Raw genomic sequence first — 15,792 nt, 5'->3', positions numbered from 1 at the left:
GCCCAAGATGCGCGGCGCAGGTCACAGGCGGATGTCGCCTGTCCCGCTAGTGCCGCCACCGAGATGTGACCTGCCGCAGTGCTCAGCGCAGCAGGCGCACCAGAGCGGGCACGAGCGCCTCCGCGATCTCGGCATGGCCAGCAGGGCGCAGCGATTCCGCCGCCGCCGCCGCCTCGAAATCGGCGAAGATCATGCCTTCGGTCGCGCCAGCCAGCGCGTCCTGCGACAGCGGAAGTTCCAGCACCGCGGCGGCGCGCGGGCGCAGCGCTTCGATCATGCCGCGTTCGATGAAAAGCGGGTTGGCGGAAAGATCGTCCACATGGGTGTCGGGCGGCACATGCCCGGCGGCCCAGAGCAGAACCACCCGTCCGCCGAGTAGGGTCAGCAGGTGCTTCATCCGCGCCACCCACGCGAGCCGTAACTCGGCGGTGACCTCGGCGAAACGCTGCGGCGAGATCTCCCGCAGCCGCCCCAGCATGTGCAGGGTGAAGTGGAACTCGGTGAAATCCACCTCGGGATAGAGCTGTTGCAGCCGGTCGGAGGCATGCAGAAAGCGGTCGTTGCGCCGCGGGTGCACCCCGTAGAAGCGGTTCGACATATTCTGCGCCCCCATCACCTGCAGCACACACAGATCGGCCTGATCGGCCAGCGCCATCACCGCCGGGTCCCCTAGATACAGGTCGATGCCCGCATTCACCGCGCCAAGGTTGACGCAGGACCGCGGCTGCCCGGCCTCGGCGAGGGCTGTCTCGACCCGAGCCGGAAACGGCTGTTCGACAAAGCGTCCATAGGTTTCCGCGCCGCCCAGAAACGCCAGATACGGCACCTGCAGATCGCGTTTCGGTCCGCGGAACAGCATGCGCGACCGGCCATAGCGGCAGGGGAAATACTCAAGCGCACCCGCAACGGAGTCGGCATAGGACATGACGCCCCCCAATTCTGATTCCCATTCACCCGGAGCGCAGGATCGCCGCCGCGCCCCAACAATTTGCTAATGCGAAAAAGCGCGCAAAAATTGCCCGGCCCCGGCTTGCAGCCGGCGGGGGCGGGCGCATAAGGTTGCCGCGCATCAAAGCGGGGTAGGTCCCATGGAAATCAAGAGCATCGGTGTCATCGGCGCAGGACAGATGGGCAATGGCATTGCCCATGTCATGGCGCTGTCGGGCTACGAGGTGCGCCTGTCGGACGTCAGCCAAGAGGCGCTGGACAAGGCGCTGGCGCTGATCACCCGCAATCTCGACCGTCAGGTCAGCCGCGAGAAGGTCACCGCCGAGGCGCGCGACGCGGCGCTGGCGAAGATCTCCACCACGCTCGACACGGTCGAGGTGGCCCGCACCGATCTGGTGATCGAGGCCGCCACCGAACAGGAGGCGGTGAAGACCAAAATCTTCGAGGGGCTGCTGCCGCATCTTCTGCCGCACACGATCCTGACCTCGAACACCTCTTCGATCTCGATCACCCGGCTCGCGTCGCGCACCGACCGGCCCGAAAAGTTCCTCGGCTTTCACTTCATGAACCCGGTTCCGGTGATGCAGCTGGTCGAGTTGATCCGCGGCATCGCCACCGACGAGCCGACCTACAAGGCCTGTTTGCAGGTGGTCGAGAACCTCGGCAAGACCGCCGCTTCGGCCGAGGATTTCCCGGCCTTCATCGTCAACCGCATCCTCGTGCCAATGATCAACGAGGCTGTCTACACGCTCTATGAGGGCGTCGGCAACGTGCGCTCGATCGACATGGCGATGAAGCTTGGCGCGAACCATCCGATGGGCCCGCTGGAGCTGGCCGATTTCATCGGCCTCGACACCTGCCTTGCGATCATGAACGTGCTGCACGACGGGCTGGCCGACACCAAATACCGTCCCTGTCCGCTGCTCACAAAATACGTCGAGGCTGGCTGGCTGGGCCGCAAGACCAAGCGCGGCTTTTACGACTACCGCGGTGACGAGCCGGTCCCGACCCGCTGAGGCCGGCGCGCCGAAGCCCGCGGCTTCTTCTCTTATGAAAATACGCCGGGGGTGAGCCCGGCACGGGCGAGGGGGCAGCGCCCCCTCTCTTGCTATTTGTCGGAGTGCGGCGCGCTTACTGCAGACTGGCTGCAGACTGGCGAGGGGGTTACTGCTCTTTCAGCGCCAGCGTCTTCTCACGCAGCCAAGCGACGAACTCGCGCTGTTTGCCGGTCCAGTTCTTGAGCTCGTCAGGGCTGACAGGCGTGCCGACCACCGGTGCCTGCGGCTTGCCACAGGCGTGCATCACCTCGTGGATCAGCAGGCCTTGGCGCAGCGTCGGAGAGAGCTTGTTCGCGATCTGATAGGCCCGGCTGTTCTGGCCGGGAAAGTAGATCGGCAGAACCGTGGCGCCCGAGCGCTGGATCATCTTGGCGGTGAACGGGTTCCAGCCTGCCTCGACCGCCGGGCCGAACATGTTTTCCGACGCCGCCACGACGCCCGAGGGAAACAGCGCGATCACCCCGCCGCGCTTCAGGTGGTCCATCGCCGTGGCGCGCATCTCGAGGCTCTGCTCGCGGGCCTTTTCCTCGTGCGGGAAGGGCACCGGGATCATGAACTGGCCGATCTCCTGCACGCCGGTCAGCAACGAGCGGGTGAGGATCTTGTAGTCGGTGCGGACACGCCCGATCAGCTCGGCAAGGATCATCCCGTCGACCAGCCCGTGCGGGTGGTTGGCCACCACGATCACCGGCCCGCTGCGCGGAATGCGGGCAATCTGCTCGGCGGGGGTTTGCAGGTCGATGCGCATCATCTTCAGCGCCTGCGGCCAGAACGCCTGCCCCTCGGGCACGCCCGCGCGTTCGAACTTGCGCACCAGCCGGATCATCGGGATCTTGCCGGTCAGCCACTCCAGCGCACGGATGGTGTTGGCCTTCCACGGATTGGTGAACGTGTTGGCGTAGCTCAGCTTGCGCTTGTCATAAGGCGCATGGACCGGGTTGACCGAAGTCTCCCGATTGGCCGTGGCCTCATGGCTGTCGAGCATCTTCCGCCCCTGTTCTTTCATGCACCCATCCGGGGGTCAGTTGTCCTCTCCGAACCGGTTCGCCACGAGCGCCTCGAGCGCATCGGCGAGGGCTTCGGCATCCGGACCGGAGGTCTCGACCTCAATAGAGCTTCCCTTGGAAGCTGCCAACATCAAAAGCCCCATGATGCTGTCGCCACCGGCGCTCATCCCGTCCTTGGACACTTCGGCGTGTGCGTCGAACCCTTCGACCACCTCGACCAGCTTGGCGGAGGCGCGGGCGTGAAGCCCCTTTTCGTTGACGATGTTCAGCACGCGGCGAACCGATGTATCACTCATGGTGGGTCTCTTGATTGCTTGGCCGTTGCGCGGCCTCAGACGGCATCAGGTTTGACGTTCTGACTGTCAATGTATTTCCGCCCCGCTTCGAGCGCGCCGCGCACGGCATCGGGCACCGGAAGTTGCCGGGTTTTGGCCAGCTTGATCAGCATGGGCAGGTTCATGCCGTACAGGATGCGGCGATTTTCGGGCTGACAGGCGAGCAGGCTGAGGTTTGACGGCGATCCGCCAAAGAGATCGGTCACCAGAACCACGCCGCCGCCGGTATCCACCGCATCTGCGGCGCGGCAAATCTCGGCCTGCTTCTTGCCGCGATCGTGATCGGCCTCGATCGAGATCGCCATAATTCCGGGCTGCACCCCGACCACATGCTCCACGGCTGCGAGATATTCCTTCGCCAGCCCCCCATGCGCCACGATCACGATGCCGATCACGCTTGCGACCTTTCCGTTCCAGTTGCCACGCCCTTGGCGGTCTGGCCGCGGCGCTCGAGTTCCCGGTGCCTAGTTGACACCTGCCAGCCGCGCTCCGCAAGGGCGCGGGCGACGGTTTCCGTCACCATAACAGACCTATGTTGCCCGCCGGTACACCCAAAGCCGAACGACAGATGCGCCTTGCCCTCTTCGGTGCAGGCCGGAAGCATGAAAAGCGCGAGGCCGACGATCTTGTCGATGAACGGCGCAAAGCGCGGATCGGCCTGCACGTGGGCGCGCACCTCCGGGTCAAGCCCGGTCTTGGCGCGCAGCGCGGGCACCCAATGCGGATTGTCGAGAAAGCGGCAGTCGAAGACTGTGTCGAGCCCCTGTGGCAGGCCGCGCTTGTAGGAAAAGCTTTGCACCGAGACCGCCAGTTGCTGCGCTTCGTCCTGCGCGAACCATCCGGCCAGTTGCGCGCGCAGATCGTGCGGGCTCAGTTCTGAGGTGTCGATCAGGATCTCGGCGGCGCTGCGCGCGGGCTCGAGCAGCGCCAGTTCGCGCGCGATGCCATCGGTATAGGCGCTGTCGGGTGACAGCGGGTGGCGGCGGCGGGTCTCGGAATAGCGCCGGGCCAGCACGTCGGGGGCGGCATCGAGGTAGAGCAACTGCGCTTCGACCAGCGGCCGCCCATCAAGCGCACGGCGCAGGTCCAGCAGCCCTTCAACGGCGAAATCGCGGTTGCGGATGTCGACGCCAAGCGCCAGCGGTCGGCTCAGCGCCGGTCCGTCCAGCAGCCGCGGAATGAGCCCCAGCGGGATGTTGTCGATCGCTTCAAAGCCGAAATCCTCCAGCGCGTTGATCGCGGTGGAGCGCCCGGCGCCTGAGGGGCCGGTGACCAGCACCACGTGCTGGGGGGCTTTTGGCGAGTCGTCCATGGCTACGGATCCCTTGCTGCACCCTTCAGATATTGAACAAGTGCTGCGGGAAAATAGGGATGCGCGGCATTGTGAAGCAAGCGGAGATTTTGCCCCTGCAGCACGATTTCGCGGCGCTGCGGCAGGCGCTCGGTCTCGGCGATGTCGAGATCGAGCAGCGCGCTCACCTCGGCGCGCGGCAGGTGCTCGGCGGGCAGCAGGCCCAGACCGCGCGCTTCGATCAGCCCGGCGATCGGGGCAGGGGGCGCGGCCCAGAGGGTGCCGTTTTCGCGCGTCAGCACCACCCGATCATCCGCCACCAGCTGCGCCCCGCGGGCCATCATCTCGAGCGCGAGACCGGATTTTCCCGCACCGGATCGCCCGCGAATGAGCAGCGCGCGACCCGCCACAGCCACGGCGGTGGCGTGCAGGATGAGCGGCTCGGGCATGGTCATGAAATCAGATCGGCAGGCCGACGACGAAGCGCGCGCCCAGAGGCTCGGAGGTGATGTCGGCCTCGGTCGGGCGGATGTTTTCGGCCCAGATCACGCCGCCATGGGCCTCGACGATCTGTTTCGAGATCGCAAGGCCAAGCCCGGAGTTGTTGCCGAAGTCATTCTCGGGGCGTTGCGAGTAGAAACGCTTGAAAATCTTCTGCAGCGCCTCTTCGGGGATGCCCGGACCGGTGTCCTCGACCACCACCAGAACGCGGTTGTCGCGGCGGCGGGCCCAGACGCGGATCGCGTCGCCATCCTCGCAGAACGAGATGGCGTTGGTGATCAGGTTGACGAATACCTGCGCCAGCCGCGGCTCCAGCCCGTTGATCGAGATCGGCTTTTCCGGCAGGTCGGTAATGAACTCGATGCCCTTCTTGCGCGCATCCTCGCCAAGGAACTGGCCGAGGTTGCCGAGCATCTCAAGCAGGCTGAACTCCTGCTCCTCTTCCTTGACCAGTTCGGAGTCGAGCCGCGAGGCGTTGGAGATGTCCGAGACCAGCCGGTCGAGGCGGCGCACGTCGTGCTCGATCACGTTGAGCAACTTGTCGCGGTGCTCTTCCTTCTTGACGATGCGCAGGCTGCCGATCGCCGAGCGCAGGCTGGCGAGCGGGTTCTTGATCTCATGTGCGACGTCGGCGGCGAACTGTTCGTTGGCGTCGATCCGGTCATAGAGCGCCGCGACCATGCCGCGCAGCGCGCCCGACAGGCGGCCGATCTCGTCGGGACGGGCGGTCAGGTCGGGTATGCGGATCCGGCGCGAGTTCCCCTGCGACTTGTTGCGGTCACGGCCGATTTCTGCGGCGTCGGCCAGATCGGAGATCGGGTTGGCGATGGTCGAGGCCAGCACCAGGCTCAGGCCGATCGACACCAGCGTGGCGATGACGAACATCTGCAGCACGCGCTCGCGTTCGGCGCCGACGGCGGTATCGATTTCGGGGGCAGGCGACACAAGGGCGACGCTGCCGATGACGTTGCCACCCTGCAGGATCGGTGAAAAGGCAGTGAACAACGTCTCGGCCATGCTGCCGGTGCCGCTTTCCACCCGCGGCACGGCGGGATCGCCAGCTTCGAGTTGCTGGCGCAGCTGGTCTTCAAGCCCGAGCGAGGTTTCTTCGCTGAAATAGGCAAAAAGGCCAGAGACGCCGCGCCACAGCTGATCGAGGAAGTCAGAGATAATCGTCTCGCGCCCGGCGGGCGCCGTATCGTGGGGCGGGCCGCTGGTTTCGCCGACGAGGAAGTTGCCGCTGTCGAACACCATCACCTGCGCGCCGCGGCGCAGGTTCAGCCCTTCGAGCGTGGCTGCCACATCGAGACCGTCCGCCGAGCCGAGGCTGAGCGGCGCCCCCTCTGGCAGCTGCAGCTCGAACATGTGCGAGATCATCTCGGCCTGTGCCAGCGTCGCATCGGCGCGCTGCAGCGCCAGCGTATCGCGCGAGGAGTTGAGCCAGAGAATCCCGGCCGCCAGCACATTCAGGGCGATGAGGTTGAAGGTGATGATCTTGCGCGTGAGCGGCGAACGGTTGAGCGAAAACAGCGAGCGGCGGGCCCGGCTGTCGCGCAATTCCTGCTCGACCGTGCTGTCCGGCGCGACCCAATCGTCACCCAGAACAACATCGGCATCAGGTCGTTCGCCCGACTTTTCGTCGCGCATCAACATCCTCTCGGCCAGGGCCATCGTTTACTCTTCGTTGTAACGATACCCGATACCGTACAGGGTTTCGATAGCAGAGAAATCCGCATCGACGGTCCGCATCTTCTTGCGCAGGCGCTTGATGTGGCTGTCGATCGTGCGGTCGTCGACGTAGACCTGATCGTCATAGGCCACGTCCATCAGCTGGTCGCGCGATTTGACGAAGCCGGGACGCTGCGCCAGCGCCTGCAGCAGCAGGAACTCGGTGACGGTCAGCGAGACGTCCTGACCCTTCCAGCTGACCGCGTGGCGCAGCGGGTCCATGGTCAGCGAGCCGCGGGTCATCAGCTTGGTTTCTTCGGTGTCCCCTACCACCTCACCTTCCTGCGCTTCCTGACGGCGCAGCAGCGCGCGGATGCGCTCGACCAGCAGGCGCTGGCTGAACGGCTTCTTGACGTAATCGTCCGCCCCCATGCGCAGGCCGAGCACCTCGTCGATCTCGTCGTCCTTGGAGGTCAGGAAGATCACCGGCATGCGCGACTTCTGTCGCACGCGCTGCAGCAGATCCATCCCGTCCATGCGTGGCATCTTGATGTCGAAAACCGCCATATCAGGCATCTTCTTGCTGAACGCATCCAGCGCAGACTGCCCGTCATTATACGTCTCGACTTCAAACCCTTCCGCCTCGAGTGTCATGGACACGGATGTCAGGATGTTCCTGTCATCGTCCACCAGGGCGATTTTAGACATAGCACTTCATCCTTGTACTGCTCTGTAAAGCCTTCTTTTTCCGCGCACTATGCGAAGTTTCGGATTGCGCAACAATCCCCCGCGGCGAATCAGACCAGAGCTGCGACTTAATTGCAGCGGAAATAGCGTAACGAATGGCTAAAATGTCTCACCTTTCTAGTGCAACTGCCGTGTCGATGACCGATGGTAACGCTAGCCGCAAGCGATGCTAACGCTAAAGCGATTTTGGTTGCGCTAACTCGGTGGATGCGTCCTGTTCTTGATCGTTCCCAGCATGTTAAAGCCACTGATACCGGTGGCGGGCGCTGCCGGTGGACGGCCTCTGATGCGCCGCCCCGATTGACTACCGCCGCCGATTATCGCGGCTACAGGAGCTTGGCAGATGACATTTGGACGGGTGAACCCGCAATTCCGGCTTGAAGATCAAGGGATCGAAGGGCTGGGCAATGTCTATTACAATCTTATGGAGCCCGCGCTGATCGAGGCTGCCCTGAAGCGCGGCGAAGGCACGCTGGGCAAAGGCGGGGCCTTCTACGTCACCACCGGCAAGTTCACCGGCCGCTCGCCGCAGGACAAGCATGTGGTGAAAACGCCTTCGGTTGAAGACAACATCTGGTGGGAAAACAACCGCGCCATGACGCCCGAGGGCTTCGACGCGCTGCACGCTGACATGCTCGAGCACATGAAGGGCCGCGACTACTACGTGCAGGACCTCACCGGCGGCGCCGACCCGGCGCATTCGATCAAGGTGCGCATGGTGACCGAGCTGGCATGGCACGGCCTGTTCATCCGCCACATGCTGCGCCGCCCCGAGCGCGAGCAGCTGGATGAGTTCATCGCCGATTTCACCGTCATCAACTGCCCCAGCTTCAAGGCCGACCCGGCCAAGCATGGCTGTCGCTCCGACACCGTCATCGCGCTGAACTTCGACAAGAAGACCATCCTCATCGGCGGCACCGAATATGCCGGCGAGAACAAGAAGTCGGTCTTCACGCTGCTCAACTACATGCTGCCGCTCAAGGGCATTATGGCGATGCACTGCTCGGCCAACCACGCGCCGAACAACCCGGTCGACACCGCCGTCTTCTTCGGCCTCTCGGGCACCGGCAAGACCACCCTGTCTGCCGACCCCGAGCGCGTGCTGATCGGCGACGACGAGCACGGCTGGTCCGATCGCGGCACCTTCAACTTCGAGGGCGGCTGCTACGCCAAGACGATCAACCTCTCGGCCGAGGCCGAGCCCGAGATCTACGCCACCACCTCGAAGTTTGGCACGGTGATCGAGAACATGGTTTTCGACGAGGAGACTTTCGAGCTCGACTTCGAAGACGACAGCCTGACCGCCAATATGCGCTGCGCCTATCCGCTTGAGTACATCTCGAACGCGTCGTCCACGGCGCTCGGCGGGCATCCGAAAAACATCATCATGCTGACCTGCGACGCCTTCGGTGTCCTGCCGCCGATCGCGCGGCTGACCCCGGCGCAGGCGATGTACCACTTCCTGTCGGGCTTCACCTCGAAGGTGGCAGGCACCGAGCGTGGCGTCACCGAACCTCAGCCGACCTTCTCGACCTGCTTCGGCGCGCCCTTCATGCCGCTGCGCCCGGAAGTCTACGGCAACCTGCTGCGCGACAAGATCGCCAAGCACGGCGCGACCTGCTGGCTGGTCAACACCGGCTGGACCGGCGGCGCCTATGGCACCGGTCACCGCATGCCGATCAAGGCGACCCGCTCGCTGCTGCATTCGGCACTGAACGGCTCGCTGGCCAAGGCCGAGTTCCGCAAGGACCCGAACTTCGGCTTTGAAGTGCCGGTCTCGGTCGAGGGCGTGCCTGAACTGCTGCTCGATCCGCGCCGCACTTGGTCCGACAAAGAGGCCTTCGATGTGCAGGCTGAAAAGCTGGTGAGCATGTTCGCCGAGAACTTCGCGCAATACGTGCCCTACATCGACGATGACGTGAAAGCCGCCGCGATCGGCTGATGCGCCTTCTCGCGCTCATTCTGATGCTGGCCGGTTCCGCTCTGGGCGGGGCCGGCCCTTCTTTTTCCGGATCCTCTGAAATTGCCGGTCAGAGCTTCGTCACCGCGCCGATGCAGCTGCTCGAGCGGGGAGTGATCTGCCAGATCACCGCCGAAGGCGCGCGCCCGGCGCCAGAGACCGAGCAGGGGGTGATCAACCTTGTCCAGCCCGGCCGCCGGATCGACATCGCCACACAGGTTGTTCCCGCGGCGCTGGGGATCAGCTTTGGTATCCGTTTCATGCTGGCCGAGACCGCTCCGCCGATGGCGCTGCGCGTGGTGGTCACCCACCCGCCGATGGGATCGCGCGCCATCGAGCGCGAAAGCTGGCTGACCAGCGCCACGCCGGGCGCGCCGGGGCTCAGCCTCTTCACCTTCGAATACCCCTACGAAATGGTGCAAGGTCCGTGGACCATGGCGCTGGAGGCGGGCGGCGAGCGGCTGTTGGAACAGCACTTCACCGTCGTCCCAGCCGAGGCCGCCGCCCCGGTTCTGGCCGCCTGCGCAGGCCCTGCGCCAATGTCCTGACCCGCTCCCGCCCACACCTTCATCTTTCCCCAAATACTCAAAACCCGCCGGGCCCCCGCCCCGCGCAGGCTTCATTGTTCCCAAAAACACGCAAAACCTGGCTTTGCCGGCCCGCGGAACGGCTGGTTTTCTCCCCGACCGACGCACGCGCGCGGGCAATTTCATCCACAGTGGCGGGGCCGGAGTCATCTGTCTGAAAAGACTCGCAACCTTGCTTCCGGCGGCCCCGCGACTCCCCAAGCTTGCCCACATATGGGGACGCTTCATGTTGATTAAATAACAGATCACTCCACAACTTATTGCGGGTGTCGCGAACATTTCGCTTTACATAAGAGCCGCGCCACAGGCACCATATATGGTAAGAGATAAGGGGTTGACCCCAAATCTCTAGAGCAGGCACCTAGCTTTAGGGACGCTGCCGAGCCCCAAAGCTACAACCATAAGAGGTGGCGCATGGCACTGTCAGAAGAATTCCTCAGCGAAGAGCTTCACCCCATCGATATCGTCGAGACCCTCGCCGAGCACAACGAATGGGATTTCGACCGCGTGGCCGAAGACCAGATCGCCATGGCGGTCGTGGGTCAATGGCGCACCTATTCGATCACGCTGGCATGGTCGCCCTATGACGAGACGCTGCGGATGATCTGCAGCTTCGAGATGGAGCCGCCCGAGGACTCGCTTCCCGAGATCTACGCCGGGCTCAACGGGGTCAACGACCAGTGCTGGGCAGGCGCGTTCAGCTACTGGCCCGATGCCAAGCTGATGGTCTATCGCTACGGTCTGGTTCTGGCCGGTGGTCAGGTGGCGAGCGCCGAGCAGATCGACACGATGATCGGCGGCGCCGTGGCAGCCTCCGAGCGCTACTACCCCTGCTTCCAGCTCATTGCATGGGCTGGCAAGACCGCAGGCGAGGCACTGCAGATCGCCATCGCCGAGGCCTACGGCCGGGCCTGAGGGGCCGTGAGGGCCGCGCCCGGGGTCAGCCGATCCCCAGCGCGGTTTCCTTCAACATCTCGGCCGAGGCGCGCAGCGCCTCGGCTTCGCCGGTCCCAAGCGCCGGCATCAGTGTCTCAAGCACGCCATCGCGGCCCACGACGCGCGGCAGGCTGAGCGCGACATTCTCCACCCCCTCCACCTTCGGCGTGACCACCGACACCGAGAGCACCGCGCGCTGGTCGTCGCGCACCGCCTGCACGATGCGCGCAAGTCCCGCACCGATGCCGTACCACGTGGCGCCCTTGCCCTCGATGATCCGATAGGCGGCGCGGCGCACCGCCTCGTCGATCTCGCTGCGGACCGCCTCGGTGATCGGCGCGCGGACCTGATCGGCGAACTCGTCCAGCGACAGCGCCCCGGCGCGGGCCGAAGCCCAGCTCAGCACCTCGGAGTCCCCATGCTCGCCCAGCACGTAGGCGTGGACAGATTGCGCCGCGATGCCCAGATGCCCGCCAAGCAGCGAGCGAAACCGCGCGGTGTCGAGAATGGTGCCCGATCCGATCACCTGCCCGATGGGCAGCCCGGAGGCGCGCAGCGCCACCTCCGTCATCACGTCCACCGGGTTCGACGCCACCAGCAGCATCGCCTGCGGCGCGGCCTTCTGCACCCCCTCGATGACCTGCGCAAACACATCTGCGTTGCGCGACAGCAGGCTCAGGCGGCTCTCCCCGGGCTTCTGCGCCACCCCTGCGGCGAGGATGACGATCTCGGCGCCATCCAGCCGCTCGTAGCCGCCGGAGCGCACCTGACAGGGGCTGGCAAAGGGCACCGCATGCGCGATGTCCTCGGCCTGCGCGCGGGCCAGCGCCTCGCTCTTGTCCACCAGAACGATCTCGCTGGCACCGCCGCGCAGCGCCAGAGCGTAGCCCGCCGCCGAGCCGACCATCCCCGCGCCGACGATTCCGACTTTCATGGCTGTCTCCTTTTCCCCGAGGTTTGGCCGCAGCTTGGCACGGCTGTGTGACGCAACCAAACCGCACGCGACGGTTTTGACGCGAAAACCCGTGGTTTTCCGCGCGTTGCCCAGAGCGCACGCAGGGTCGAGCAGGGCCCTGCAGGCGGAGGGCTGACGCATGGACACCGGGGGCAGGGCGGCTATAGTGCCGCTTTCCGCAGGCAATGAGGGCAGAAGATGTCGGAAGAGGTAAAGGTCGGGATCATCATGGGCAGCCAGTCGGATTGGCCCACGATGCAGGAAGCGGCGCAGATGCTCGACGAGCTGGGCGTGGCCCACGAGGTCAAGATCGTCTCGGCGCATCGCACGCCGGACCGGCTGTGGACCTACGGCAAAGAGGCCGCCGGGCGCGGCCTGCAGGTGATCATCGCGGGCGCTGGCGGTGCGGCCCATCTGCCGGGGATGATGGCCTCGAAAACCCGCGTGCCGGTGATCGGCGTGCCGGTACAGACGCGGACGCTCTCGGGCGTCGACAGTCTTTACTCGATCCTGCAGATGCCGCGCGGCTTCCCGGTGGCGACCATGGCGATTGGCGCGGCCGGCGCGGCCAATGCCGGGCTGATGGCGGCGGGCATCCTCGCGCTGCAGGACCCGGCGCTGGCCGAACGGCTCGACGCATGGCGCCAGGCGCTGTCGGAGTCGATCCCCGAAGAACCCGTGCGGGACTGATCTTTCAGTAGTACGAGCCGGGCGAGCGTCGGCCCGTGGGGTGGCGCTGCAACGATTGAGGTCGGCGCTTTATGGCTGCCACGTTCGCGCGATATCGTTCCGCTGCTCTTGGGTGATCAAGCGCCAGCCCGCCCGGACGGGCCGGCGCTCGCCCGGCGGCCTGCGGCCTGCGGCCTTGCTCCGGGCGTCGGTGCGTTTTGCCTCCGCTTTCCACACAAACGGGTGTTGCAAGCGGCGCCGATCCGCAGGAAAAGCGGCCAAACCCCGAACCGCGCAACGGAGGCCCCATGACTGACGCTCTTCCCCAAGGTGCAACCATCGGCATTCTCGGCGGCGGACAGCTGGGACGGATGCTTTCCGTTGCCGCCAGCCGCCTCGGCTATCGCACGCATATCTTCGAGCCGGGCGCAGAGCCGCCCGCCGGTCATGTCGCCCACGCGGTGACCACCGCCGCCTACGACGACAAAGCGGCGCTGACCCGCTTTGCCGAAGCAGTCGATGTGATCACCTATGAGTTCGAGAACATCCCGACCGAGGCGCTCGACACGCTGCAGGCGCTGCGCCCGATCCGTCCGGGCCGAGAGGCGCTGCGGGTCAGTCAGGACCGGATGACCGAGAAGGAATTCCTGCGCGACCTCGGCCTGCGCACCGCACCCTTCGCCGCGGTGGACACCGCCGAGGATCTCAACAACGCGCTGGAACTGATCGGCACGCCCGGCATCCTCAAGACCCGCCGCTTCGGCTACGACGGCAAGGGACAGGCGCGGATCAAATCCAAGGACGATGCCGCCGATGCCTTCGAGGCGATGCAGGGCGCGCCTTCCGTGCTCGAAGGCTTCGTCGAGTTCTCGCACGAGGTCTCGGTGATCGCGGCGCGCGGCACCAACGGCGAGGTCGCCTGCTTCGATCCCGGCGAGAACGTGCACCGCGACGGCATCCTGCGCACCACTACCGTGCCCGCACGCCTGACCCCGGCGCACCGGCAAGACGCCATCTTGCTCGCAGGCCGCATTCTCAACGCGCTGGACTATGTGGGCGTGATGGGGGTCGAGCTCTTCGTCTGTCCCGACGGGCTGGTCGTGAACGAGATCGCGCCGCGGGTGCACAATTCCGGTCACTGGACGCAGAACGGCTGCAGCGTCGACCAGTTCGAGCAGCACATCCGCGCCGTAGCGGGCCTGCCGCTGGGTGACGGATCACGCCACAGCGACGTGCAGATGGAGAACCTCATCGGCGCCGATATGGACCGCGTGCCCGAACTGCTGAAAGAGGCCGACACCGCGCTGCACCTCTATGGCAAGGCCGAGGCCAAGGCGGGTCGCAAGATGGGGCACGCCAACCGCATCGTACGCGGCGGCTGAGCCCGTCGCAGGTGCTGTCCGGCGCGCTTCAGCCGAAGAAGCGCCCGGCCACATCCCCCGACATATAGGCCACCCGGCCCCCGGCCAGCGTTGCCACGATGCGCCGGCTCGCCTGGTCGCGGATGATCAGATCGGCGCGCAGCCCGGGCTCGATCCGGCCGCGGTCGGTCAGCCCCAGCAGCCGCGCCGGGCCTTCGGACACGAGCCGCCACGCGGTGGCCTCATCCAGCAGCCCAAGCTCGACACAGCGCCACGCGGCGCGCGCCGGGGCGGGGTAGTGGTAATCCGAGGCCAGCGCGTCGCACAGCCCCATCTGCACCAGTTCCAGCGCCGAGACATTGCCCGCATGGCTGGCGCCGCGCACCACATTGGGCGCACCGAGCACGATGAAGTCTCCGGCATCGCGCGCCGCCTGCGCCGCCTCGACGGTCTCGGGAAACTCCGACACAAACGCACCGCGCCCGCGCCACTGGGCACGGCCTTCGGCGGTGCGGTCGTCATGGCTGCCCATGGTCACGCCCCGCGCCGCAAGCCGTGTGCTGAGCGCGTCCAGCGCGCCGGGCACTTCGTCGCCGCGCTGGTGCAGCGCGGTCATCATCGCCAAATGCGCCTCGGGGCTGCGCCCGCTCTTCAGCGCCTGCCCGGTGAGACGCGGCGGCTTGCGTCCTTCGGACAACCGCTGGTGCGGCAGGTGGTCGTTGAACACCACGTAGGAGATGCCCCAGCGGTCCACCGCGGCCTCGGCCCCGGCGAAACCATCGAGGAAATGCGTCTCCAGCCGCAGCTGCAGGCGCAGATCCACCGGCACCGTGGGCGCGACCTCCGAGACCGCGGCAAAAACCTCTTCGGCGAACTCGGGCCCGCGCATGCCGCCTTCCCACGACCAGAACTGCGCCAGAGCGGCGGTGGTGATGCCGCAGGCCGCCAGTTCCGAGGCGCAGGCCAGCACGCCGCTGTCACGCTCGCGCAGCGCACCGCGCCGCGGCGCCATGTGCCGCTCGAAGCCGTCACCATGGGCATCGACGATGCCGGGCAAAACCTCATAGCCCGACAGGTCCACCGGCTTACCCGTGGCTGCGTTGCCAAGCTGCCCGACGGCGATGGACAGCGGCGCTTCGCTCCAGCCTTCAGGGCGCAGGACGCGGGCGTTGTGAAAGCAAAGATCGAGCACCGGGCAGGGACCTTTCGAGGAAGATGTCGTGGCAGGGCGGGTCGGCGCTTGAGATACGCGCCCGCCCGGCCCTATGAAAGGGGCAAAAGGACAGGCCGAAAGCGCTATGCACAAATCTCCCCGTCTCGCCGCCCGCGCCGTGCTGCTGCACGAGGACCGCCTGCTGCTGGTCAACGCATGGCCGGGCGGCACCAGCGATCTGTGGTGCGCGCCCGGCGGCGGTGTGGAGCCCGGTGCCTCGCTGCCCGACAACCTCGCCCGCGAGCTGCGCGAGGAGACCGGGCTGGAGGTGAGGGTCGGCCCGCCGTGTCTGATCAACGAGTTTCATGATCCCAAGAGCGGCTTCCATCAGGTCGAGGTCTTCTTTCGCTGCCGCATCGCCGCCGGGCGGATCGACGCAGCGTGGCAGGACCCCGAAGGCGTGGTTACCGAACGCCGCTTCGTGACGCGGGACGAGATGGACAGCCTGCGCTTCAAGCCCGACAGTCTTCCGCATGTGGCTTGGGGCCGGGGATTTGGCTACGACCCGCTGGAATTGATCCAGCAATGAGCACGCGCCCGCTGGACCGCGCCGGGC

Annotated in this window: 17 protein-coding genes; 7 read left to right on the top strand and 10 right to left on the bottom strand. The window is 65.8% G+C overall.

Going from position 1 to position 15,792, the window contains the following annotated elements; genetic code table 11:
- Positions 1-82 precede the first annotated feature (82 nt).
- Positions 83-925: a DUF6473 family protein gene (locus ACXAJT_RS05545; protein WP_475233668.1), complete on the bottom strand. Its 843-nt coding sequence runs from the start codon at positions 923-925 to the stop codon at positions 83-85.
- A 163-nt stretch (positions 926-1,088) separates the two neighbouring features.
- Between ACXAJT_RS05545 and ACXAJT_RS05540 the strand changes: the two genes are divergently transcribed.
- Entirely contained in the window at positions 1,089-1,964 is an 876-nt protein-coding gene (locus ACXAJT_RS05540) for a 3-hydroxybutyryl-CoA dehydrogenase (protein WP_475233667.1), read from the top strand.
- A gap of 148 nt (positions 1,965-2,112) precedes the next feature.
- Here the strand turns inward: ACXAJT_RS05540 and ACXAJT_RS05535 are convergent, their stop codons facing one another.
- The 7 genes from ACXAJT_RS05535 to ACXAJT_RS05505 are packed head-to-tail and all read right to left on the bottom strand — an operon-like array spanning position 2,113 to position 7,516.
- Complete coding sequence (locus ACXAJT_RS05535) at positions 2,113-2,991, bottom strand: lysophospholipid acyltransferase family protein (RefSeq protein WP_475234159.1); 879 nt, start codon at positions 2,989-2,991, stop codon at positions 2,113-2,115.
- 36 nt (positions 2,992-3,027) lie between these two features.
- Positions 3,028-3,309 carry an HPr family phosphocarrier protein gene (locus tag ACXAJT_RS05530; protein ID WP_475233665.1) on the bottom strand — a complete coding sequence of 94 codons (282 nt, stop codon included), beginning with the start codon at positions 3,307-3,309 and terminating at the stop codon, positions 3,028-3,030.
- Between the two features lie 35 nt (positions 3,310-3,344).
- Positions 3,345-3,743 carry a PTS sugar transporter subunit IIA gene (locus ACXAJT_RS05525; protein ID WP_475233663.1) on the bottom strand — a complete coding sequence of 133 codons (399 nt, stop codon included), beginning with the start codon at positions 3,741-3,743 and terminating at the stop codon, positions 3,345-3,347.
- Entirely contained in the window at positions 3,740-4,660 is a 921-nt protein-coding gene (rapZ, locus tag ACXAJT_RS05520; protein ID WP_475233662.1) for an RNase adapter RapZ, read from the bottom strand. The genes ACXAJT_RS05525 and rapZ overlap by 4 nt, the downstream gene beginning before the upstream one ends.
- Before the next feature lie 2 nt (positions 4,661-4,662).
- Positions 4,663-5,094 carry an HPr kinase/phosphorylase gene (locus ACXAJT_RS05515; RefSeq protein WP_475233661.1) on the bottom strand — a complete coding sequence of 144 codons (432 nt, stop codon included), beginning with the start codon at positions 5,092-5,094 and terminating at the stop codon, positions 4,663-4,665.
- A gap of 4 nt (positions 5,095-5,098) precedes the next feature.
- Positions 5,099-6,811: an ATP-binding protein gene (locus ACXAJT_RS05510; RefSeq protein WP_475233658.1), complete on the bottom strand. Its 1,713-nt coding sequence runs from the start codon at positions 6,809-6,811 to the stop codon at positions 5,099-5,101.
- A 3-nt stretch (positions 6,812-6,814) separates the two neighbouring features.
- On the bottom strand, positions 6,815-7,516 hold the full coding sequence (locus tag ACXAJT_RS05505) for a response regulator transcription factor (RefSeq protein ID WP_475233657.1): 702 nt from the start codon (positions 7,514-7,516) through the stop codon (positions 6,815-6,817).
- A 382-nt stretch (positions 7,517-7,898) separates the two neighbouring features.
- Between ACXAJT_RS05505 and ACXAJT_RS05500 the strand changes: the two genes are divergently transcribed.
- The 3 genes from ACXAJT_RS05500 (at position 7,899) to ACXAJT_RS05490 (ending at position 11,017) form a co-directional block, all read left to right on the top strand.
- Positions 7,899-9,497, top strand: a complete 1,599-nt coding sequence (locus ACXAJT_RS05500; protein ID WP_475233655.1) for a phosphoenolpyruvate carboxykinase — start codon at positions 7,899-7,901, stop codon at positions 9,495-9,497.
- On the top strand, positions 9,497-10,063 hold the full coding sequence (locus tag ACXAJT_RS05495) for a DUF3859 domain-containing protein (protein ID WP_475233653.1): 567 nt from the start codon (positions 9,497-9,499) through the stop codon (positions 10,061-10,063). The genes ACXAJT_RS05500 and ACXAJT_RS05495 overlap by 1 nt, the downstream gene beginning before the upstream one ends.
- Before the next feature lie 453 nt (positions 10,064-10,516).
- The gene (locus ACXAJT_RS05490) at positions 10,517-11,017 is read left to right on the top strand and encodes a type III secretion system chaperone family protein (protein ID WP_475233651.1); all 501 of its coding nucleotides are present in this window, start codon (positions 10,517-10,519) and stop codon (positions 11,015-11,017) included.
- A gap of 25 nt (positions 11,018-11,042) precedes the next feature.
- On the opposite strand, the gene ACXAJT_RS05485 is transcribed toward ACXAJT_RS05490, so the two are convergent.
- Entirely contained in the window at positions 11,043-11,972 is a 930-nt protein-coding gene (locus ACXAJT_RS05485) for an L-lactate dehydrogenase (protein WP_475233650.1), read from the bottom strand.
- Positions 11,973-12,191: 219 nt separating this feature from the next.
- Here ACXAJT_RS05485 and purE point away from each other — a divergent pair, with 219 nt between their 5' ends.
- Both purE and ACXAJT_RS05475 read left to right on the top strand, forming a co-directional pair.
- A complete protein-coding gene (purE, locus tag ACXAJT_RS05480; RefSeq protein WP_475233649.1) occupies positions 12,192-12,683 on the top strand; it encodes a 5-(carboxyamino)imidazole ribonucleotide mutase in 492 nt (163 codons plus the stop codon).
- Positions 12,684-12,970: 287 nt separating this feature from the next.
- Positions 12,971-14,044, top strand: a complete 1,074-nt coding sequence (locus tag ACXAJT_RS05475) for a 5-(carboxyamino)imidazole ribonucleotide synthase (protein ID WP_475233647.1) — start codon at positions 12,971-12,973, stop codon at positions 14,042-14,044.
- Positions 14,045-14,072: 28 nt separating this feature from the next.
- On the opposite strand, the gene ACXAJT_RS05470 is transcribed toward ACXAJT_RS05475, so the two are convergent.
- A complete protein-coding gene (locus tag ACXAJT_RS05470; RefSeq protein ID WP_475233645.1) occupies positions 14,073-15,215 on the bottom strand; it encodes an alpha-D-ribose 1-methylphosphonate 5-triphosphate diphosphatase in 1,143 nt (380 codons plus the stop codon).
- 106 nt (positions 15,216-15,321) lie between these two features.
- Between ACXAJT_RS05470 and ACXAJT_RS05465 the strand changes: the two genes are divergently transcribed.
- Positions 15,322-15,765, top strand: a complete 444-nt coding sequence (locus tag ACXAJT_RS05465) for an NUDIX domain-containing protein (RefSeq protein WP_475233643.1) — start codon at positions 15,322-15,324, stop codon at positions 15,763-15,765.
- Positions 15,766-15,792 lie beyond the last annotated feature (27 nt).

The organism is Salipiger sp. ABF4_146 (assembly GCF_056161345.1).
The sequence above is the reverse complement of the archived record's forward strand: the minus strand, read 5'-3'. Positions and strand labels throughout refer to the sequence as shown.

Bases quoted from the DNA above. Each gene is read 5' to 3' on its own strand.
- ACXAJT_RS05545 (WP_475233668.1), bottom strand. From the start codon at position 925: ATGTCCTATGCCGACTCCGTTGCGGGTGCGCTTGAGTATTTCCCCTGC.
- ACXAJT_RS05540 (WP_475233667.1), top strand. From the start codon at position 1,089: ATGGAAATCAAGAGCATCGGTGTCATCGGCGCAGGACAGATGGGCAAT.
- ACXAJT_RS05535 (WP_475234159.1), bottom strand. From the start codon at position 2,991: ATGCTCGACAGCCATGAGGCCACGGCCAATCGGGAGACTTCGGTCAAC.
- ACXAJT_RS05530 (WP_475233665.1), bottom strand. From the start codon at position 3,309: ATGAGTGATACATCGGTTCGCCGCGTGCTGAACATCGTCAACGAAAAG.
- rapZ (WP_475233662.1), bottom strand. From the start codon at position 4,660: ATGGACGACTCGCCAAAAGCCCCCCAGCACGTGGTGCTGGTCACCGGC.
- ACXAJT_RS05515 (WP_475233661.1), bottom strand. From the start codon at position 5,094: ATGACCATGCCCGAGCCGCTCATCCTGCACGCCACCGCCGTGGCTGTG.
- ACXAJT_RS05510 (WP_475233658.1), bottom strand. From the start codon at position 6,811: ATGGCCCTGGCCGAGAGGATGTTGATGCGCGACGAAAAGTCGGGCGAA.
- ACXAJT_RS05505 (WP_475233657.1), bottom strand. From the start codon at position 7,516: ATGTCTAAAATCGCCCTGGTGGACGATGACAGGAACATCCTGACATCC.
- ACXAJT_RS05500 (WP_475233655.1), top strand. From the start codon at position 7,899: ATGACATTTGGACGGGTGAACCCGCAATTCCGGCTTGAAGATCAAGGG.
- ACXAJT_RS05495 (WP_475233653.1), top strand. From the start codon at position 9,497: ATGCGCCTTCTCGCGCTCATTCTGATGCTGGCCGGTTCCGCTCTGGGC.
- ACXAJT_RS05490 (WP_475233651.1), top strand. From the start codon at position 10,517: ATGGCACTGTCAGAAGAATTCCTCAGCGAAGAGCTTCACCCCATCGAT.
- ACXAJT_RS05485 (WP_475233650.1), bottom strand. From the start codon at position 11,972: ATGAAAGTCGGAATCGTCGGCGCGGGGATGGTCGGCTCGGCGGCGGGC.
- purE (WP_475233649.1), top strand. From the start codon at position 12,192: ATGTCGGAAGAGGTAAAGGTCGGGATCATCATGGGCAGCCAGTCGGAT.
- ACXAJT_RS05475 (WP_475233647.1), top strand. From the start codon at position 12,971: ATGACTGACGCTCTTCCCCAAGGTGCAACCATCGGCATTCTCGGCGGC.
- ACXAJT_RS05465 (WP_475233643.1), top strand. From the start codon at position 15,322: ATGCACAAATCTCCCCGTCTCGCCGCCCGCGCCGTGCTGCTGCACGAG.